Consider the following 19,964-nt stretch of genomic DNA (forward strand, 5'->3'; position numbering starts at 1 on the left):
TGACGAGCGAACAGCCGGACGGGTGTGATCAGCTGCGGGAGAGCTGATCCAGTGCCTCGCGGTGATGATGCGCGGCGAGCAGCTCGGCTCGCTCCTCGTCCCGGTCGATGAGGGCGTCGAGCAGGCTGCGGTGTTCGCGGAACCTCCGGCGGAAAGCCTCGGCACGCTCCGGGGCGAGCTTGATCGTCAGATCGAGACGCTCCTCGTCACTGAACGCACGGGCCTGCTGGAGCAGGCCCTCGAGCACCGGATTGCCGACCGCTGCCTCCACCTGGTGGTGGAAGCGGCGCAGCAGGCGGTGGATGGCTGCCAGTCCGTCGGCCGTGTCGGCACGAGTCCCGCGTTCGGCCAGATCCTGCTCGATCTCATCGACCAGGGCCTCGGCCTGCTTCAGGATTCCGGCCAGGTCTGCGAGCTGCGCGTCAGTGGCGTTCCGGGCGGCCAGGCGGGCCATGAGTGCCGACAGTCGCACTTCGGCCTCCACGATCTCCGAACGCGCGGACGCCGAATGATCGGCAATCCTCAGCGCCCGGGTCCCGACCCGCTCCACCACCTTCTCGTGCACCAGCTGGCGCAGCGCTTCCCGCACAGGGGTGGGGCTGACTCCGAGACGAGCGGCGAGATCCCGTTCGGTGATCTTCTCGCCCGGCTGCAACGACCCCTCACGAACCGCAGCACGAAGCCGCCGGTAAGCCTGGTCGGCCAACGACGTCGTCTCCATGGGGCTGAGGGCATCGGTACTCATGTTCACAACCCTGCCGCCGCTATAGCAAAGAGTCAATAGATTGGTTACCGGCAGATGTCTGCGACATGGCCGAGCATCGGGCGGAGCTTGGCACGATCCATCGGCGGCGACGGGCCCTACGTCTCCCACCGACCGCACCGGGACCGGCACCGGACCGGCCGTGCGATCGATGCGGCGTCCGGGCGGGCGGTCAGGCTGATTCGCGGTGTGCGGGGTGCCGCGTGGGTTCGCCGACGGCGTCGCACAGGGCGCCGAGGCCGGAGACGAGGGCGTGCTGGGCGTCGGGGCTCATGCGCTCCATGGCCTGCCGCAGGACCTGTTCCCGGCGGTGCCGGATGCCGTGGAGGTGGGTGCTGCCGGCTTCCGTGAGTTCCAGTTTCGTGGCGCGCCGGTCCTCGACATGGGGGATGCGCCGGAGGAATCCGGCGGCCTGGAGGCGGTCGCACAGGCGGGTGACGGACGGTGCGGCGGCGGAGAGGTGGCGGCCGAGCGTGCTCAGGTTGATGCCGGGTTCGCGATCGATGATGTACATCACACGGGTCTGGATGGAAGAGAGCGGTGCGGTACTGAGCGTGCCGCGGTTGTGTTCCCACGCTATTTCGAGAAGCTCCAGCACCTCGCCGATTTCGGGCGCGGATCGGGAGGTGTGCTGGCCGTGGGAGGCGTGGGCCTCGCGCATGTGACACTCCCCAGTGGGCCGTTTGTGCCCGTTCCGGCTGGTCGATGTGAGCAGTCGCATAGATGAAGATATGTGAAGGAAAGAGAGACCGGTACCGGTGGACAGACCCAGTGCGGTTGAGCGTGCTCTGCGCGAGGCCGCGCCCCACGAGATCTTCGACGTGCTCCGTTCCCTGATCGAAGACCGTTTCCGTGCCCGTGCGGTGGAACTGCTCATGGCCGACTACGCCATGACGAAACTGCAGCCGGTCGGCGTGCTGCCGCACACCCTGTGGCCGTTGCCGGTGCACGAGAGCGCGTCGGGCCGCGCGTTCGGCGCCCAGGAGCCGCACTGCGTGCACGACGCCCAGGCCTCCACGGTAACGGTGCACCTGCCGGTCAGTGTCCGGGGGGACCGCCTCGGCGTGCTGAGCGTCACTCTGCCTGCCGCCGGGGGCAAGGTGGGGACGGACGTGGTCGGAGAGCTCCAGCTGTGCGCTGACGCTCTGGCGCACGAGGTGGTCGTGGCGGAGCGCGACACCGACGTGTTCCTCCAGGCCCGTCGGGCCGAGCGCCTGACCCTGGCAGCGGAGATGCAGTGGCAGCTGCTGCCCGGACGCTCGTGCGCCCGCCCCGAATACAGCCTCGGAGCTCAGCTGGAGCCCGCGTACGCCATCTTCGGCGACAGCTTCGACTGGTCCGCCTCCGCCGACGAACTGCACCTGACCGTGAGCAACGGCATGGGGGAGGGGATCGACGCCGCACTGCTGACCAACCTCGCCGTCAACGCCCTGCGCAACGCCCGCCGGGCCGGTCTCGGCCTGAGCGACCAGGCATACCTCGCCGACCAGGCGGTACACGGGCAGTACGGGGGCGCCAAGCACCTTGCGACGCTGCTGCTCCGCTTCCACCTGCCCACCGGAGAGGTGGAGATCATCGACGCCGGCTCGCCGCGCGTGTGGCGGCTGCGCGCGGGCGCGGTCGAGACGATCGAGCTGGAGGCCCAGAATCCGCTGGGGATGTTCGACGACACGGCCTACGTCCCCCAGCACTTCGCCGTCGAACCCGGCGACCGCCTGTTCTTCATCAGCGACGGTGTGTACGACGCCCTGTCACCCGGCGGCGAGAAGTACAGCCTGCGCGCCCTGGCCAAGTCGATCGCCAGTACCCGCCTGCTGCCCGCGTCCCAGGTGCCCCGGGCCATGCTGCAGGAACTCCTCGGGCACCGCGGCTCCGGCCCGGCCTCCGACGACTCCTTGGTGATGTGCCTGGACTGGCACGGACGCCCCACTGTCGAACTCGAGGACCAGCCTCCGGGCCTCCTTCTGTGATCAACGTGTGAAGGTTCCTGCCCTGCGGTGTGCGCCCCGCGTGCAGCACACCCTGACGGGAAGACGGCACGCGGGGGTGGGTTGCTCTCGGGGACACCTCTGGAGGATGCTTGCCGCACGGCAAATAGTCTCGTCAAGTAAGGGAAGGTGGTGCGGTTCGCCCAGGGCGGGCCCTATTCATGGCCTCAACCAGGGAAAACACCGTAACCCAGCCCAGTTTGTGGGGCCTCGCCCCGTACCCCGTCATCGTGGCGGACGCGGCCGGCACCGTCATCGAGTTGAACGACGCTGCCGGCCTGCTCCTGAAAGATGCGGCCCCCGGGGCGCGCCTGGAGGAAGTGGCTCCGTCCTGGCTGGCTGATGCCCACCGGGACGTGACTGTGCGTACCCGCGTCAGCCCCGGAGGGAGTGCGGACGTGAACGAGGGTCGCGTTCTCGCCTCGGTGTCGGGGTGGATCGCGCCTCAGAGCTTCGAGGCGCATCCCTCGCTCGCAGCGGACGGCATTGTGGTGTGGTGGCTGGTCGACGACACCGACCGGCGACTCGCGGAAGAGGCGCTCGCCGCGGAGCGCGAACGCACCAGGTTCCTCTCGGAGGCGTCCAATGTCCTGCTGGCCTCCTTGAACACCGACAAGTGCATGGCCGCGACCGCGCAGCTCGCCGCCGAGTACCTCGCGGACGTCGCCATCGTCGTCGCCCCCGCGAAGGGCCGCAAGCTGCCCGTGGCCCGAGCTGTCACCGGGCAGGAGGCCGACCGTGTACTGCTCGTCGCCGACCCGTCCGATCTTCCGGGGCTCGCGGAAGCGCTGCAGGGATTCCCGCCGGTGCCCTCCCGATGGATCGACCCCGCGACACTGCCCGCATGGGCCCTCCCGCAGGACTTCACCGAGACGGTCGAGTCGGTCGTCGTGACCCCCCTGCCCGGCCACGGCGTACCGGCCGGGGCCTTGATCCTGCTCCGACGCAGCGGGCGCGCGCAGTTCACCGAGAAGGAAGAAGTCTTCGCCCGCATGTTCGCCGCCCGGGCCGGCGCCGCACTGTCGGCCGCCCGCCTCTACAGCGAACAGAGCGCCATAACCCAGACCCTGATGCGCGACCTGCTGCCACCGAGCCTGCAACGCCTGGAAGGGGTGGAGATCGCCGGCGGCTACCGCCCTGCCGGCGCCGCCGAACAGGTGGGCGGCGACTTCTACGACATCCACCCTGGAAGCACCGCGGCGGAGGCATCGCTGGTGATCCTGGGGGACGTGTGCGGCAAGGGACTCGAAGCCGCAGTGCTCACCGGCAAGATCCGCAACACCCTGCAGGCGCTGTTGCCGATGGCCGACGACCACGAACGGATGCTGCGTCTCCTCAACGGAGCCCTGCTGAGCTCCCATCACACGCGCTTCGCCACGCTCGTACTGGCCTCGGTGCGACGTGCGGAGAACGAGGTGCGACTGCGTCTCACCTCGGCCGGTCACCCCGACCCCCTCGTGGTCCGCACGGACGGAAGCGTCGAGCAGGTCCCCACCCGCGGATCCCTCATCGGGGTCCTGCCCACGATCGAGGCCCACACCGTGGAGACCGTCCTGCGGCCGGGCGACACCTGCCTGCTCTACACGGACGGGTTCACCGAAGCCCGCGGCGGCCCCCTGGGCGACGAGATGTTCGGCGACGAACGTCTGCGACACGCCCTGTCGGAATGCGCCGACATGCCGGCCGAGGCCATCGTCGACCGGATCCAGATGCTCGCCTCCCAGTGGGTGCGCAACGGCCCCCACGACGACATGGCGCTCATCGCCATCAGCGCACCCCGCACCCACCACCTCAGTGCCGTGAACGGCCACACCCGGGGCAGGTACACCGCATGAACACCATGACCGCAGACACCCAGGGCATGCGGGACCAGCTGTGGGAGGCCGTCACCGGTCGCGACGAATACCGCGCCGCCGACATCGTCTTCACGGCTCTCGACAACGGCCTGGACGCGGAGACGGCCCTGCTGGACCTCATCGCCCCGGTCCAGATGAGAGTGGGCATCGAATGGGCCGCCAACCGGCTCAGCGTCGCGCAGGAGCACGCAGCCAGCGCCATCACCGAGCGGGTCATCGCCGCCCTCGCCCACCACCCCGCCCACCGCACCCAGCCCACGCTCGGCCGCGTCACCGTGGCCTGCGTGGACCAGGAGTGGCACTCCCTGCCGGCCCGCCTCCTGGCCGAAGTACTCACCCTGCGGGGCTGGAGGGTCGACTTCCTCGGCGCCCAGGTCCCCACCCCGCATCTCATCGCCCACCTCCACAACAGCGGCGCGGACGCGGTCGCCCTCTCCTCGTCCCTCCCCACCCGGCTGCCCACCGCCCACGCGGCGATCACCGCCTGTCAGGCCATCGGCGTGCCCGTCCTCGCCGGCGGCGCCGCCTTCGGACACGACGGCCGGTACGCCCGCCTCCTCGGCGCCAACGCCTGGGCCCCCGACGCACGTGCCGCCGCCCGGCAGCTCGCCGACGGCATCCCCGCCCCGGTCCTCGCGATCGGGCACCAGCAGATCGACGACCTGCCCCACCTGGCCGACCAGGAGTACACGCTCGTCGCCCGCACCCAGCCGCAGCTCGTCAAAACGGTTCTCACCCAGCTCGAGGACCGCTTCCCCGCCATGGCGGACTACACCCTGCACCAGCGTGAGCGCACCGCCGAGGACATCGCGCACATCGTCGAATTCCTCACCGTGGCTCTCTACACCGACGACGACGACCTGTTCACCACGTTCATCGCCTGGACCGCGGACATCCTCACCGCACGCCACGTCCCCGCCCGGTCCCTGCACCCCGCCCTCGACATCCTTGCCGCCGAACTCAAGGACTTCCCCCGCACCACACGACTGCTCGACCGAGCGCGCCTCGCGCTGGACCGTGCTCCTGCCACCACTGGACCGTCCGTATGAACTCACAGCCCTTCACCCTGACTGTCGAGCCCGGCCCTGTCAGCGCATGCCTCCACCTGTCCGGCGACCTGGACCAGCACTCCGGCGACACCGTGGTCGAGCAGGCCGAGCGATGCCTCAGCGCGCACCCAGGCCTGAACGACCTGCACCTCGACTGCGCGGGACTCACCTTCTGCGACTCCATCGGCATCTCCTCCCTCCTGATGATCCACCGCGGCACCACCGCCCGAGGCGTACGCCTGTACCTCGACAACCGGCCCCCGTTCCTCCAACGGCTCCTCGACATCACCGGGATCGAGAAGCTCTTCACCCCGCCCCTACGCTCCCGCAAAGCCGAATAGCGGCGTCGGCGGTCCGGATCCCCGGGGCTCGGCCGCCGCACTTCAGGTGATGCTCCGAGCCGCTGAAGAGAGCGTTTCGCTCATGGACCGGACTCCTGGCCGGTCACCTTCACCGATTCCCGCGAGCCGGCACGTACGCGCCGGTCCTCACCCGCCCGGTACGTCCCACTCGTGCCCAGGGGCCGTGTCCGGTACCGGCCGGCCCGACGGTGGACCGGGGTGGGGGATGCGCAGGGCGAGGAGGGCGATGTCGTCGTACGGGGCGGGGGGCGCGACGCGGTCGGCGATCGTGGCCAGCAGGCGAGCCAGCTGCTGGGTGTGGTCGGCGAGGAGTTCTCCGGCCAGGTCGATCGCCTCGTCCATGTCGGTGCCCGTGCGTTCCACCAACCCGTCGGTGTAGAACAGCAGACAACTCCCCGGAGGCAGGACGACCCGGTGGTCCTCGCGGGGCAGGCCCGCCAGTGCGGGGTGGAACAGAGTGCCGTGCTCCTCCAGCCGCCGGACCGGCTCTCCCGGCACGGCGAGGAGCGGCGCGAGGTGTCCGGCATTGGTCCACGACAGCTCCCAGCACCCCTCCCGCGGCCCGGGGCTGGGCCGCAGGTGGGCGTGGACGAGGGTGCCGCTGGCACCGAGGCCCAGACGGATATTCGCGTGCTCCACCGCGGAGACCGCACGGGCCGGCCCGCCCCCCGGGTGGTCGAGGTCGGCCTGGCGAAGCATGCTGCGCACCTGCCCCATCAGGGTGGCGGCGTGGGTGTCGTGACCGGTGATGTCGCCGATGGACACCGCAACCTCGTCCGGGACCGTGAGGTCCTCTCCGCCCTGGGCGGGGGTGGGCAGCCGATAGGCGTCGTACCAGTCGCCGCCGACCAGGTCGGTGGCCGCGGCCGGCCGGTAGAGAGCCGCCAGTTCGATGCCCGGGACCTCGGGCAGATCGGTGAGCATGGCCTCCTGCAGCTGCCGGGCCGAGGCGATGCGGTTGTCGACGAACAGCGCGCGCTCGATCGCGCGGGCGGTGTAGCCGGCGAGCGCGGCGAGCATGGCCTGCTCCACGATGTCGATCTCGTGCGGCTGGTCCCAGCCCAGCACCAGGGTGCCCAGCGGTATCACCGTGCCCGGCAGCGGCACGCACACCGCGCTGCTCAGACCGAGACTGACGAACGCGGCCACCGCCTCGGGCGCGTAGTCCCGCCGCAGCCCCGCCTCGCTCGTGACGGAGACCGTGCGGTTCTCGCGCGCCGCCCGCGCGGTGGGCCACCCGGAGTCCAGGCCGTATGTCTCGTAGAGGCTTTCCATCGGCGCTCCACCGGTGGCGTCGACCAGACGGCGCAGGAGGACTCTGTCCGTCGGGCCCTCGGCCAGCACCAGCCCGACGTAGACGGGTTTCAGGTCGCTGGTGACCAGGTCGCGTACGGTCTGGCGGACCTCGGCCAGGCCCGTCGTGTCCGCGAGAGCGTCCGCCGCGCGCAGCAGCAGCTGCGAACGGTCCAGAGCGCTGCGGTACCTCCGCCTGCCGGCTTCCGCCTCACTGCGGGCCTCCTCGCGCTGCCTGGACACGATCCGCAGCCGCAGTTCCGCACTGCACGCCGCCGCCAGGTCCTCCAGCAGCCGCAGCTCCCGCTCGGTCCACTCCCGGGGACGGGTGTCGATGGCGCACAGGGAGCCCAGTACGTGTCCGTCGCCGTCCGTCAGCGGCATTCCCGCGTACCCCACGACACCAAGGTCCGGGATCGCGAGGCTCTCGCACGTCCGGGCGTCCTCGCGGGCGTCCGTCAGCACCAGGGGCCGGCCCTCGGCCACCACGTGCCGGCACAGCGAATGCGTCAGCGGCGTCTGCCGCTCCCGCGCCCATGGCTCCACCAGCCCGCTCATGCCCGGGAAGATCTGTCGCTCGGCCTCCACCAGCGACACCAGTGCGACCGGCACGTCCACGATGTCCGCGACCATGCGCGCGAACCGGTCCATGCCCGCATCCCGCGCCGCCGTCAGTCCCGTCTCGCGCAGCGACCCGAGCCGCCCGCCCTCGGCGCCCGATGACGGTGATCCGTCGTTGTCGCCTCCCACCACCACGTACCTACCATCGCTCCACAGGCGTCAAAATATTATTGCCGGGCGGCAACAATAACCCAAGGGGTCGCCCCTTCGGGCCCTTGAGGTTTGACCCGCACAGCCCGCCCACTCCCCGTCATCCCCGTTGACGAGCGAGCTCCGGGGCACATGGTCCCCGGGGAGTGGGTCGTTTCTGCGCCCGTGCCGGACGCGCGCGGCGGCGCTCTAGGATGAAGGCCTTACAAGTGGAAACGGACGGCGCGGCCAAGAGTGTTCCCCGTGGAGGTCGGTCCCGCGCCAGCGTCCGGGACCGGAGCACTTCTCCGCCTGGAACCAGGACGCTCGCGCGGTGAGGGGAGAGATGTGCCTGGCATCGGTGCCCGCCCCGGCCGACCGGGTGCTGTCTCTGGCGGGCCCGGACGGCGTGCTCGCGGTGCACGGCAGTATCGAGGACGCCCTTGCAAGCAGGGCGTAGCAGGCATGACAGTCTCGTCAGCGAGCACACGGTAGCCGTTGCGAGTGAGGGGTGGGTCGGATGAGCAGCGCAGCAGAGTGGCCGAGCACTTCGTCCATGCTTCCGACGGGCGAAGCCTCTTCCGCAGAGGCGGATCTTCGTGCCCTGTTCGGGGACTCGATGGCTGTGTTCGCGTCGATGGCGGGGCCCGCGCATCTGCTGGAGGCGGCGAACCCCACGTTCTTCGCCGCCGTCGGCCGCACGGAAGAGGCCCGCACCGGCCTTCCGCTCGGGGAGCTGATACCGGAGCTGGCCGAGCAGGGTTTCATCACCTTGCTGGACAAGGTCTACCGCACGGGACAGCCCTATACGGGTCGCAACGCGCGGGTCGTGCTGGGCGCCGGTCCCGCGGCGCGGGAAGCGTTCTTCGACTTCTCCTACGAAGCGCGCCGCGACTCGGGTGGCAACGTGATCGGGGTGCGGATGCTCGGGGTGGAGACCACCCAGGTCATCCATGCACAGAGGTTGGCTGCCGAGCACCGTGCTCTGCTGGAGCAGATCGCCCGCCAGGCTCCGCTGCGAGAGGTCCTGGAAGGGATGGCGCAGGTGATCGAGGAGCTGTCCCCCGGGGTGCTGGTCTCCGTCCTGCTGGCCGATGCGGACGGCCGCCACCTGCGGCACGGCGCTGCCCCCAGCCTGCCCCGCTTCTACAACGAGGCCATCGACGGCATCGCCACCGGTGAGGGTGTCGGTTCATGCGGCACAGCCGCCCACCGCCGTCAGCCCGTCATCGTCTCCGACATAGCCACCGACCCGTTCTGGGACGACTTCCGCGACCTGGCCGACCGGGCAGCGGTCGCCGCCTGCTGGTCGACACCCGTCCTGGCCCGCGACGGTCAGCTGCTGGGTACATTCGCGATGTACCACCGCACCCCGCGCCACCCCACCGAAGCCGACCTCGCGCTTGCCGGCGTCTTCGCGGGCACTGCCGCGCTGGCGATGGAGCGCCACCAGGCCGAGCAGGCCCGACAGGCTGCCGAAGAGCGAGAGAAGGCCGCCCGCGATGATCTCGCCTTCCTGCTGAATGCCAGTACCGCCCTGGGTTCCGACCTCGACCAGAGCCAGACCCTGCAGCGGCTGGCTTCCCTGTGCGTGCCGGTTCTGGCCCCGCTGTGCGCCGTCGACCTCATCGAGCGGGGACGGGTGCGCCGCGTGACCGTCGTCGCCCCCACCGAACGTGAGCAGCAGCTACTGGCCTCGCACGTCCCTCTCCACGACGCCGCTGACGACGCCGTCGCCCGTGTCCTGGCCTCCGGTACGACCGAGGTCGCCCGGCGTACACCGACCGGCCCCGGGCCCTGGCACGAACTGCACGTGACGGGCTACCTGTGCGTGCCCCTGGTCGATGACGGACATACCTTCGGCGTCCTGACCCTGCTGGCCACAGGTGATCACATCTTTGACGGTCATATCGTCGCCCTGGCCGAGGAACTCGCCCGCCGGGCCGCCTCCGCCGCCCGCAACTCCCGCCAGTACACCCAGCGCGTCGCTCTGGCCCGTGACTTGCAGGCAGGGCTCCTGCTGCCTGATCTTCCCGTCCTTCCCGGGGCGGAACTGGCCACCCACTACCACCCTGCCGGTGAAGGACTCGAGATCGGCGGCGATTTCTACGATGTCTTCCCTCTCGAGGACGGCCGGTGGGCCTTCATGCTGGGCGACGTATGCGGACGCGGCGCCCACGCCGCCACCACCACCGCCCTCGTGCGACACACGGCCCGAGCCGTCGCCCCCCTTCTGCCCGGCCCCGAAGCCGTGGTCCACGCCGTCAACCGTGCCCTGATCAATCGGCCCGACGAACACGGAACGGGATTCGTCACCCTCGTCTACGGTCACTTCACCGCCACCGAATCCGGGCTCGACATCGACCTCGTCCGCGCCGGCCACACACTCCCGGTGCACCTCAGCACAGCCGGGAGCCGACCGGTCCGGGCTGACGGAACTCTTCTGGGCATCCTGCCCGTTCCCCACCTCGGCACCTGCCACCTCCACCTCGCCCCTGGTGAAAGCCTGGCCCTCTACACCGACGGCATCACCGAGGCCCGCAACCTTGCTGGGGAGCAGTTCGGCGACGACCGCCTCACCCAGGCCCTCACTCCAGCACCGCAGCGCGCCTCCGCCGTCCTGGAGATGCTCTCCCTCGCTGTCCAGGAGTTCACCGCGGGAAGTGCCATGGACGATGACCAGGCCATTCTCATCCTGACCGCCACCGAGCCCGCCCGCTCCGCTGCTGAGCCCGCCGGCGGCTCGGTGCCGACAGCCCGCCCCACGTCCGACCGTGACGGGCTTCACGAGTCCGTGGCTGTCCCACAGCTGTGATCCGTGGCAGCTTCATGACCTCAGGCGGACGGGGGCACATCGAGAGTGCGCCTCTGGTTGCAGAGTTGGGGGGAGCGGTGAGCCGCGAGGAGGAAACCCATGGCGCCGGAGCCCGGAACATTGCTCCGCCCGGGCCCTCCTGTCTGTTGCGGCAGCCCGCTCACCTGACGGTCACCGACCGACGCGTTTCCTTGGTGATGGGTGCAGTCTCCTCGCCTGCATCTAAGCTGGCCCCCGGAGTACGGTCGTGCAGGGGGAATCCGCCCGCCACATGGGGGCGGGAAGCACGCGGGGAACATGCGGGACCTCGCCTTGTCGGCACACGACGTGCCGCGGCAGATACCGGCGTGGGTGAGTGGGGAAGCGGCGAGGCCAGTGAAAGTCAATACCGACCGGGAAGGCCGCAGCCGAGCCGGTGAGCAGCTGATGCGCGCCGACTTCACCCTGGGCAATCACGACGGTTCCATCGCAGAAGCCCGCCACCACGCTCTTGATTTCCTCGACCGCGCCCGCGCCGTCCATCACCTCGCTGTGACACCTCGGGCGAGGGACCTCACTCAGCTGGTTGTCAGCGAGCTGGTGACCAACGTCCGTAAATACGCCCCCGGACCGGCTCACATGGAGCTACGGATCAGCGCCGGGCACGTCGATGTAGTCGTACGGGACAGCTCGCCCATGATTCCCACGGCCCATGCCGCAGATCCGGGCAGGACGGGCCAGCACGGGCTGGAGATCGTCGAAGCCGTCGCCGAGGACCTGGTTTTCGAGCACGAACCGCTCGGCAAACGCATCACGGCCCGAATTTCGCTGCTCGACGCCGCCCGCGGGGCTGCCGTCGATCCGGCCGATCCGCGTGGAGGTATCGGTGGGGCCGGCCCTTGAGCGTCAAGGGCTGCAGTGCGGAGGGACGAGGGGTGACGGTCTTCCACCTCACCTCTTTTCGCGCATCTGTTGATCAGAAACGCTTCAGATTCTCATCGACAGGAGGGGCCGTCACCGGGGGCCTGATTCCGCCTCGGTGATCCTGGCCGCCCCGGCGGCTTCCCGGAAGGTGACGACCGCCTCGCCGTTCTCCCGCGCCCATGCGGTGAGCATCCTGATGGGCTCCTCCAGGGTTCGCCCGAGATCGGTCAGGCTGTACTCCACACGCGGCGGTGCCTCGGCGTACGCGTGCCGCTCGACGAGTCCGTTGGCCTGGAGCCGGCGCAGCGTCTGGGTCAGTACCTTGCGCGAGATGCCCCCGCTCAGCTCGACCAGTTCGCCGTGGCGCAACGGGCCGTCGGTCAGCGCGAAGAGCGTGACCATGGACCACTTGCTGGCGATGATCTCCATCGCGAGGAGTGCGGGGCAGTCGGCGAGGAAGGCAATCCCGGGGCGCAGGCTCATGCCCCGAAAGTTACCTGAAGGTACCTGGCAGCCGCCTATCGTCGTCGAGGTGCGCACGCCCCTTTCTCGCATCTCGCATGATTGAGGTTCAGCCGTGTCTGTCTCCCTTGTTGTCGTCACCGTGTTCATGTCCGCGGTTCTCCTGGTCTCGGCCGGAGCCAAGTCCCTGCGGACGCCGCACATCACCGAGCAGATGTCCACCCTCGGCGTGCCGCAGAGGATGATGGCTCTCCTGATCGGCGCTCAGATCGCGGGCGCGGCCGGTGCGATCGCCGGACTCTGGTGGGGGCCCGTCGGAATCGCTGCCGCGACAGGCCTGACGCTCTATTTCGCCGGGGCGGTCGCCTCTCACCTGCGCGTCGGTGACCGCAGGGGCGCGCTTCCGGCGGTGATCCTCACCATGGCCTCCGTCGCTCTGATCGTGCTGCGCGCCGTCACCCTCTGACCGGCTGCGACGAGGCGGACCGGCCCTCTGGACAGCGCACGCGTCGGGTGATCCATGCCGCCGGGAGATCTGACCACGCGCCGACCACGTTCAGGTACGAACCGCTCCGCGCCCCTTCGAGATGCCCGCCGGATCAGGCCTCCGGCGGGCCCTCGGGGATCGGGTGTACTTCGACCGGGTCGCTGCCGGGCTTCCCGCCCGGGCCGGGGCACGCGGACGCCCGTGCGGCGATCTCCAGGGCCCGCTCCTCGCTCTTGACGTCGACCACCCAGTACCCGGCCAGGATGTTCTGTTCCGCCCGAGCCGGTCCGTCGGCCACCTGGGGGCGCCCGTCGTCTCCGGCCCTCACCGTCTTGACCAGTGAGGGGCCGCCGAGGCCCTGCCCGTCGACCCATTCACCCGCAGAACTGATGTCATCGTTGAGGGCGTTCATGTGGGCGAACATGGCTTCCATGTCGGCCGTGGAGTAGGACGACATGATGGTGTCCCACTGGGCCGCAGGAACGTTCATCTGAATCATGTACTTCATGGTGCTCACTCTTCCTCGGCGCTGTGATGCTCTCGGGCTTTCGAAGAGGTAGACAGCCGGACAGCGCAGAAATCATCGGTGCGACCCACCACGCCGTGCTCGGCCGGTACCGCTGCCGCGGAACGGCCGCCTCGGTGGTGGAGTCCGCGCATGTTCGCGATGTGGACGAGGGAGCAGGGAACCCGTCCCGGTGTCAGTGCAGCGCGCTCTTCGCCTGCCACGCGGCCCATGGCACGTTCCAGTCGCCGAAGCCGTTGCCCGGGGCGACGACACCCTTGGTGTCCTCGCCCTTGACCTCGAACGGGTCGCCGGGCCTGACCCGGTCGTAGAGCCAGGCGGCGTCCGTGTTGCTCATGCCGATGCAGCCGGAGCTCACGTTCGCATTGCCGAACCACCTGCTGTTCCACGGCGCCGCGTGCGCGTACATGCCGGACCAGGTCAGCCGCATGGAGTTGTCGACCATCTTGTCGTAGGCGTCCCCGAGACCGACGGTCTCGGAGTTCATGTTGACCGTGCCCTCCTTGGCGATCAGGACGGCGGTTCCACGCCAGGATCTCTTGTCGCCGCCCGGGGTGCCGCCGGAGACGGGAATGGTCCGGACCGTCTGCCCGTTCCGTTCCAGGGTGAGCTGTTTGCGGTCGAGGTCGACCTTGACGATCCGGCTCTCGCCGATGGTGAATCCGGTGGAGTAGTCGCGGACGAACCAGCCGCCGTCGCCGGAGTCCGTGCCGTTCAGTTCGGCGCTGAGCGAGACCTTCGTGCCGGGCTTCCAGTACTCCTCGGGGCGCCAGTCGATCCGGTCACGGCCTGACCAGTCCTCCAGCCAGGCCCAGGAACCCTCGGTGGCATCGGACGTGGTCAGATGCAACTGCCGCTCGACGGCCGCCTTGTCGGTGACCGGGTTGTCGAAGACCAGCGAGATCGGCTGGGCGATGCCGACGGTCGCCTTCGTGCCCGGCCGCCAGTCGACCTTGTTGACCTTGTCGGCCTCGGCCGTGGCGAAGACGGACGTGACGGTGCTCTCCGTTCCGGCCTCGGTCGTCGTCTTCGCGGTGACCGTGTAGGAGGTGCCGGGGGCCGCCTTGCGCTTCGAGGCCCACGTCGACCCGTCGGCGGCGATCTGCCCGGCGAGCGCGCGGCCCTCGTCGTCGGTGACACCGACCGAAGTGATCCTGCCGCCCGTCGCGGTGACCTCGACCGTGCCGCCGGCCCGTACACCGTTGCCCTCCGGCGTCACGGTCACTGTTGCGGGGCGGTCCTCCGCCGTGCCGGTACCGCCGCTCCCGGCGCCTGCAGCGGCGCCGGAGCCGGCTCCGGGCGAACAGGCCGCGAGCGGTGCCAGCAGTGCCGCTACCGCCGCGACGCGCACACGTATATGGCTCAACGGAGCCTCCGTCCATGGTGGTTCGGATGGGATGCACATGACTGTAGAACCGGGAAAGCCCAGGTGGGCGGGGCTGTGTCCATGTGACGACGACTGCAGAGCAACGGTCATCGTCCGGTCACATTCACCGCGCGGAGCGGTCACGGACGGCTGTGAGCATCCTGTGCGTCCCCACAGAAAGGCTCACACGGTGTCATTGATGCTCGTGACGGCTGCCCGCGGCCAGGAAACACCGCTTGGGCTCATCACCGCCGATACGTACCGCTCGTTCCTGCTCTCCGATGCGGGTTCCGGCCTGGGCGCAGCTTTTCTGCAGTGCCCCTCCTGGGCGCACGTCAAGAACGGCTGGCTCTCCCAGCTGGTGGGGTGGGGGCCGGACCCGGCAGCCGGGGGGCTGACCGGTGTCGCGCTCGTCCTGCTGCGGCAACTCCCGGGAACCCGGAAGTACTTCGCGTATCTGCCGGAAGGGCCGGTCGCCGACTGGGCCGACCCGGGCATCGACGGCTGGCTCGACCCGCTGCTGAGGCATCTGCGCGCGTCCGGAGTGTTCGCCGTACGGATCGGGCCCTCACCGGCATACCGCCGCTGGAGCGGGCCACGTCTCAAGTCGGCCACCGGGCCCGGCCGCAGGCTCTCCGACGTCCTCGCGAGCGAGGTGGATCCGCTGGGCACAGCCGTCGCTGAACGGCTCCGGGCCCGGGGCTGGAAGCGGTGTGGTGGCGAGGACGACGAGGATGCGCAGCCGCGCCACGTCTTCCGGATACCGCTCGCCGGGCGCACCACGGAAGACCTGTGGGCAGGGCTCAACCAGGAGTGGCGGCGCAACGTCCGCAGGGCGCAGAAGTCGGGCGTCGAAGTGGTCGTCGGCAGCGCGGCGGACCTGCCCGAGTTCTACCGGCTGCTGCGCATCACCGAGGAGCGCGACGGCTTCCGCCTCGGCCGGTCTCCGGAGTACTACGAGCGCCAGTACGCCGTCCTCAACGCGGAGGAGCCGGGCCGTATGCGGCTCTACCTCGCCCGTCACGAGGGTGAGATCCTCGCTGCCCACACCATGATCCGCTTCGGCCGCCGGATCTGGTACCAGACCGGCGCCTCCGCCGACCACCGTCGTGAGGTCCGGCCCTCCAATCTGCTGCAGTGGCGCATGCTGCTCGATGCGCACGCACTCGGCGCAGACGTCTACGACATGCGCGGGGTACCCTCCACCCTCGACCCGGATGACCGCTCGTACGGGCTGCTGCGCTGGAAGCTCGGTACCGGCGGCGAGGTCGTCGAAACCCTGGGGGAGTGGGAGAGACCGTTGGACGGCACGGCCAATCACGCGCTGTACCGTGCGTTCCAGACCTACCTGGCGCGACGATGACCACCGCCGAGGCCGAGCCCGTACCGAAGCAGTCCTCCGCACTGCGCAGTGGCGCGATCATGGCAGCCGGGTCGGTCGTCTCGCGCGCCACCGGGTTCCTGCGGTCCGCGGTCGTCGCCGCGGCGCTCGGCCTGGGGATGGTCGCCGACGGGTACGCGGTGGGCAACACGGCTCCCACCATCGTCTACATCCTGCTGCTCGGTGGCGCCCTCAACGCGGTCTTCGTCCCTGAGCTCGTCAGGGCGGCCAAGGAGCACGCGGACGGGGGCACCGCCTTCACCGACCGGTTGCTCACCCTGTGCGTGCTGGCCCTGCTCGTGCTGACGGGAACGGCGGTGTGGGCGGCGCCGGCGATCGTCGGGCTCTACTCGGACTACCCCCCGGAGCAGCACGCGATGACGGTCGCGTTCGCCCGGTACTGCCTGCCGCAGATCTTCTTCCTGGGTCTGTTCACCCTGCTCGGGCAGGTGCTCAACGCACGGGGTCGCTTCGGCGCCATGATGTGGACGCCGGTCCTCAACAACGTCGTGGTCATCGCCGTGTTCTGCCTGTACCTGGCGACCGGTGCGGGCGGTGACCTGACGACGGGGGAGCGGGCGCTGCTCGGGTGGGGCACCACGGCCGGCATCGTCGTCCAGGCACTCGCCCTGCTGCCGTCGCTGCGGGCGGCGGGGTTCCGCTACCGGCCCCGGTTCGACTGGCGCGGCAGCGGCCTGACCCGGCCACTGCGTTCCGCGGGCTGGCTGGTGCTGCTGGTGCTCAGCAACCAGGCCGCCTACTGGGTCACCACCCGCCTCGCGACCTCCGCGGGTGCCCGTGCCGCCGCCGAGCACATCGAGGGCGCCGGGTTCAGTGCGTACAACAACGCGTACACGCTGTGGATGGTGCCGCACGGCATCGTCACGGTCTCCCTCGTGACGGCGCTGATGCCGCGGATGAGCCGGTCCGCGGCCGACGGCGACACCGCGGCGGTCCGGCGGGACGCGGGGTACGCACTGCGCACGAGCGGAGCCTTGATCGTGCCCGCCGCGTGTGCGCTGCTGGCCCTCGCGCACCCCGCGACGGCGCTCGTCTTCCAGCACGGCAGGACGGGACCGGAGGACATCGCCGTACTCGCCGGGATCCTGATGGCCTTCGCTCCCGGGCTGATCGCCTTCTCCGGCCAGTACGTGCTGTCCCGCTCCTTCTACGCCCTGTCCGACACGCGCACCCCGTTTCTGCTGAACCTGATGATCGCGGGTCTCAACGCGGCGCTGTCGTGGACGGCGTACCAACTCCTGCCTGCGCGCTGGGCGGTTACCGGCATGGCGGGGGGCTACTCGCTCGCGCTGTTCGCGGGCTGGGCCGTGACCGCGCTGGTGCTGCACCGTCGGCTGACGCCCGGCAAGGCCCCCGCGGGCCCGTCCGGCACCGCACCGACCCGCCCACGGCTGTGGAGCTCCGCCACCCTCGCCGCTCAGGCCAGGCTGCTCGCCGCAGCCGTGCCCGCCACTCTGCTCGGCCTCGGCGCAGCCCAGGTGTCGGCAACCGCCGGGCCGGCCGTCGCCGCCGGAGCCGGCTCACTCACCGTCGCAGCGGTCTTTCTCCTGCTCGCCCGCCCGCTGCGTCTCACCGAGGTCGACGCTCTCGTCACCGGCGCGTTCGCCCGGATCCGCCTGCGGCGCTGACGCCCGCGGAACCGTGAAGCCCTTCAAGAGCGTTACTTTTCCTGACCCGTTCACCACGATCCCCAGGGACGCCCCGCATATGCCCCGCGTGCTCCTGATCGAAGACGACCCCTCGGTGCGCGAAGGCGTCGAGCTGGGACTGCGCCGCCGCGGCCACGAGGTCCGCGCGGTCGCCACCGGGGAGGCCGGACTGACCGCGCTCCGCGAGTTCCGGCCCGACCTGCTTCTCTTGGACCTGATGCTGCCCGGGATGAACGGTGTGCAGGTCTGCCGCCGGGTGCGGGAGGACAGCCAGCTGCCCATCATCATGCTCACCGCACGCGGCGACGACTTCGACGTCGTCATCGGCCTCGAAGCCGGAGCCGACGACTACATCGTCAAACCGGCCCGCACCGAGGTGATCGAGGCCCGCATCCGCGCGGTGCTGCGCAGGATGGAGCCCCCGGGCGGAGGCCGGCCGGCCGTCGAGTTCCACGGAGACCTCGCCGTCGACCGCGCCGGCCTCACGATCGCCAAGTCGGGCGAGCGCGTGGCCCTGGCGCCCTCCGAGATGAAACTGCTCCTCCACCTGACGGCCGCGCCGGAACAGGTGTTCAGCCGGCAGCAACTGCTCGAGCACGTCTGGGAGCACAGCTACCACGGCGACGCCCGTCTCGTCGACGCCTGTGTCCGCAGACTGCGCAACAAGATCGAGGACACCCCGGGCAGCCCTCGCTACATACAGACCCTGCGGGGCTTCGGCTACCGCTTCGGACCCTTGTGAACGCCGCCCCGGCGAGACGCGTGCGCCGGATCGCCACCTTCGGGTTGCGCACGCGCCTCGTCCTCGCGTTCTTGCTGGTCGCCGCCGTCAGCGCGGGCACGACCGCGGCACTCACCTACCGTGAAGCGCGCAGCGCCGTCCTCGTCAGCGCCCAGGACACCGCGGTCGTGTCCTTCCGTGAACAGGTGGAGACGCTCGCACCCTCGCTCCCCGTCGACCCGGTGACCCTGCGCGAGCTGCTGTTCGTCCTCGCGAGCAAGGCGAAGCCGCACCCGTGGATCGTCTTCGCCGAGTACGGCTCGCTGCGCGTCTCGTCGAGCACCAGCCCCACCTCCACCGTGATCACCCCCGAGCTGCGCCGCACCGCCCTGACGACGTCGCACGCCAGTTTCGAGAGGGTCGTGAAGGACGGTGCGCCGTATCTGACGATCGCGGTGCCTGTCCTGACGAGGACCAGCGGGGTCGGCACGCTGCCGACAGGGCTCGTCCTGTTCGCCGTGATGCGGATGGACGAGGAGCAGGCCAATGTCGAGGCCCTGGTGACCGCCGCGCGCGACGGCGCTCTGCCCGGACTCGCCATCGCGCTGGTACCGGCGCTGATCGCCGCGCGCAGCGTGCTGCGCCCGGTCCGTGAGCTGCGGAAAGCGGCCCGCTCGATAGGCAGTGGCCGGCTCGACGCACGGATCAAGGTCTCCGGGGGCGACGAACTGGCGGACCTGGCACGTACGTTCAACGAGTCGGCGGGGGAGCTCGAGAAGTCGGTCGGCGAACTGCGACGGGCGGAGGCCCGCGCCCGCCGGTTCGCCTCCGACGTCTCGCACGAACTGCGCACCCCGCTTGCCGGAATGCTCGCCGTCACCGAGGTGCTCGACGAGGACGCGGACGGCCTCGACCCGGATACGGCACGGGCCGTCAGGCTGATCAGTGCGGAGACCGTCAAACTGGCGGTGCTGGTGGAGGACCTGATGGAGATCTCCCGCTTCGACGCGCGTGCGGCCGAGCTGAACACCGACGAGATCGACGTCGCGGAGACCATCGGCAGGACCCTTCTGCACCGGCGCTGGGACGACCGGGTCCGCACGGAAATGCCGGACGGGATCCGGGCCCGTCTCGATCCACGCCGGTTCGACGTCGTCGTCGCCAATCTGGTCGGCAACGCACTGCGGCACGGCTCGGAGCCGGTAACGGTCCGCCTGCGCACGCGGACGACCGCCGACGGGACGGGCACACTGGTCGTCGAAGTCTCCGACAGCGGGCCCGGCATACGGCCGGAGGTGCTGCCCCACATATTCGACCGCTTCTACAAGGCCGACGCGGCCCGTACGCGGTCGGCGGGCAGCGGTCTCGGTCTGGCGATCACCCAGGAGAACGTCCGACTGCACAGCGGCACCGTCCACGCCGGGAACGGACCGGACGGCGGTGCCGTCTTCACGGTCGAGATCCCCCTGGGCGGGCGCACCGGGCACGAGCGGGGCGACGGCATGAGCGAACCCCGCACGACCGGCGGGGCGACGGCATGAGCGAACCCCGCACCGGCCAGGTAGAGGCATG

The 19,964-nt window shown here is 70.1% G+C and carries 18 protein-coding genes; 12 read left to right on the plus strand and 6 right to left on the minus strand.

Annotated features, from left to right (window positions below):
* Positions 1-28: 28 nt before the first annotated feature.
* Both ACFUNE_RS04270 and ACFUNE_RS04275 read right to left on the minus strand, forming a co-directional pair.
* The gene (locus ACFUNE_RS04270; protein WP_383562046.1) at positions 29-745 is read right to left on the minus strand and encodes a GntR family transcriptional regulator; all 717 of its coding nucleotides are present in this window, start codon (positions 743-745) and stop codon (positions 29-31) included.
* Between the two features lie 190 nt (positions 746-935).
* The gene (locus tag ACFUNE_RS04275) at positions 936-1,424 is read right to left on the minus strand and encodes a MarR family winged helix-turn-helix transcriptional regulator (RefSeq protein ID WP_383562048.1); all 489 of its coding nucleotides are present in this window, start codon (positions 1,422-1,424) and stop codon (positions 936-938) included.
* 97 nt (positions 1,425-1,521) lie between these two features.
* On the opposite strand from ACFUNE_RS04275, the gene ACFUNE_RS04280 reads away from it, so the two are divergent.
* From ACFUNE_RS04280 to ACFUNE_RS04295, 4 genes are all read left to right on the plus strand, one after another.
* A complete protein-coding gene (locus ACFUNE_RS04280) occupies positions 1,522-2,733 on the plus strand; it encodes a PP2C family protein-serine/threonine phosphatase (protein ID WP_383562050.1) in 1,212 nt (403 codons plus the stop codon).
* 179 nt (positions 2,734-2,912) lie between these two features.
* The gene (locus tag ACFUNE_RS04285) at positions 2,913-4,586 is read left to right on the plus strand and encodes a PP2C family protein-serine/threonine phosphatase (protein ID WP_383562052.1); all 1,674 of its coding nucleotides are present in this window, start codon (positions 2,913-2,915) and stop codon (positions 4,584-4,586) included.
* A 5-nt stretch (positions 4,587-4,591) separates the two neighbouring features.
* The gene (locus ACFUNE_RS04290; RefSeq protein WP_383563013.1) at positions 4,592-5,656 is read left to right on the plus strand and encodes a B12-binding domain-containing protein; all 1,065 of its coding nucleotides are present in this window, start codon (positions 4,592-4,594) and stop codon (positions 5,654-5,656) included.
* Complete coding sequence (locus tag ACFUNE_RS04295) at positions 5,653-5,997, plus strand: STAS domain-containing protein (RefSeq protein ID WP_383562054.1); 345 nt, start codon at positions 5,653-5,655, stop codon at positions 5,995-5,997. Before ACFUNE_RS04290 ends, ACFUNE_RS04295 begins: the two co-directional genes overlap by 4 nt.
* A 147-nt stretch (positions 5,998-6,144) precedes the next feature.
* Here ACFUNE_RS04295 and ACFUNE_RS04300 read toward each other — a convergent pair whose 3' ends face one another.
* On the minus strand, positions 6,145-8,067 hold the full coding sequence (locus ACFUNE_RS04300) for a GAF domain-containing SpoIIE family protein phosphatase (protein ID WP_383562056.1): 1,923 nt from the start codon (positions 8,065-8,067) through the stop codon (positions 6,145-6,147).
* A gap of 328 nt (positions 8,068-8,395) precedes the next feature.
* Between ACFUNE_RS04300 and ACFUNE_RS04305 the strand changes: the two genes are divergently transcribed.
* The 3 genes from ACFUNE_RS04305 (at position 8,396) to ACFUNE_RS04315 (ending at position 11,758) form a co-directional block, all read left to right on the plus strand.
* The gene (locus tag ACFUNE_RS04305) at positions 8,396-8,521 is read left to right on the plus strand and encodes a hypothetical protein (RefSeq protein WP_383562058.1); all 126 of its coding nucleotides are present in this window, start codon (positions 8,396-8,398) and stop codon (positions 8,519-8,521) included.
* Between the two features lie 60 nt (positions 8,522-8,581).
* Positions 8,582-10,876, plus strand: a complete 2,295-nt coding sequence (locus ACFUNE_RS04310; RefSeq protein WP_383562060.1) for a SpoIIE family protein phosphatase — start codon at positions 8,582-8,584, stop codon at positions 10,874-10,876.
* A gap of 426 nt (positions 10,877-11,302) precedes the next feature.
* Positions 11,303-11,758 carry an ATP-binding protein gene (locus ACFUNE_RS04315; RefSeq protein ID WP_383563016.1) on the plus strand — a complete coding sequence of 152 codons (456 nt, stop codon included), beginning with the start codon at positions 11,303-11,305 and terminating at the stop codon, positions 11,756-11,758.
* A gap of 111 nt (positions 11,759-11,869) precedes the next feature.
* Here the strand turns inward: ACFUNE_RS04315 and ACFUNE_RS04320 are convergent, their stop codons facing one another.
* Complete coding sequence (locus tag ACFUNE_RS04320; RefSeq protein WP_383562062.1) at positions 11,870-12,262, minus strand: winged helix-turn-helix transcriptional regulator; 393 nt, start codon at positions 12,260-12,262, stop codon at positions 11,870-11,872.
* Between the two features lie 94 nt (positions 12,263-12,356).
* On the opposite strand from ACFUNE_RS04320, the gene ACFUNE_RS04325 reads away from it, so the two are divergent.
* A complete protein-coding gene (locus tag ACFUNE_RS04325) occupies positions 12,357-12,707 on the plus strand; it encodes a DoxX family protein (protein ID WP_383562065.1) in 351 nt (116 codons plus the stop codon).
* A gap of 133 nt (positions 12,708-12,840) precedes the next feature.
* Here the strand turns inward: ACFUNE_RS04325 and ACFUNE_RS04330 are convergent, their stop codons facing one another.
* Both ACFUNE_RS04330 and ACFUNE_RS04335 read right to left on the minus strand, forming a co-directional pair.
* A complete protein-coding gene (locus tag ACFUNE_RS04330) occupies positions 12,841-13,236 on the minus strand; it encodes a YciI family protein (protein ID WP_383562067.1) in 396 nt (131 codons plus the stop codon).
* Between the two features lie 193 nt (positions 13,237-13,429).
* Positions 13,430-14,659 (minus strand): Ig-like domain-containing protein, encoded by a 1,230-nt coding sequence (locus ACFUNE_RS04335; RefSeq protein WP_383563019.1) that lies wholly within the window; start codon positions 14,657-14,659, stop codon positions 13,430-13,432.
* Between the two features lie 160 nt (positions 14,660-14,819).
* Between ACFUNE_RS04335 and ACFUNE_RS04340 the strand changes: the two genes are divergently transcribed.
* The 4 genes from ACFUNE_RS04340 (at position 14,820) to ACFUNE_RS04355 (ending at position 19,933) form a co-directional block, all read left to right on the plus strand.
* On the plus strand, positions 14,820-15,983 hold the full coding sequence (locus ACFUNE_RS04340) for a lipid II:glycine glycyltransferase FemX (RefSeq protein ID WP_383562069.1): 1,164 nt from the start codon (positions 14,820-14,822) through the stop codon (positions 15,981-15,983).
* Complete coding sequence (gene murJ, locus ACFUNE_RS04345; RefSeq protein ID WP_383562071.1) at positions 15,980-17,650, plus strand: murein biosynthesis integral membrane protein MurJ; 1,671 nt, start codon at positions 15,980-15,982, stop codon at positions 17,648-17,650. Before ACFUNE_RS04340 ends, murJ begins: the two co-directional genes overlap by 4 nt.
* 79 nt (positions 17,651-17,729) lie before the next feature.
* On the plus strand, positions 17,730-18,413 hold the full coding sequence (locus ACFUNE_RS04350; RefSeq protein ID WP_383562073.1) for a response regulator: 684 nt from the start codon (positions 17,730-17,732) through the stop codon (positions 18,411-18,413).
* Positions 18,410-19,933, plus strand: a complete 1,524-nt coding sequence (locus ACFUNE_RS04355; protein WP_383562075.1) for an ATP-binding protein — start codon at positions 18,410-18,412, stop codon at positions 19,931-19,933. The genes ACFUNE_RS04350 and ACFUNE_RS04355 overlap by 4 nt, the downstream gene beginning before the upstream one ends.
* Positions 19,934-19,964 lie beyond the last annotated feature (31 nt).

The organism is Streptomyces sp. NPDC057287 (genome assembly GCF_042667905.1).
Lineage (GTDB): Bacteria > Actinomycetota > Actinomycetes > Streptomycetales > Streptomycetaceae > Streptomyces.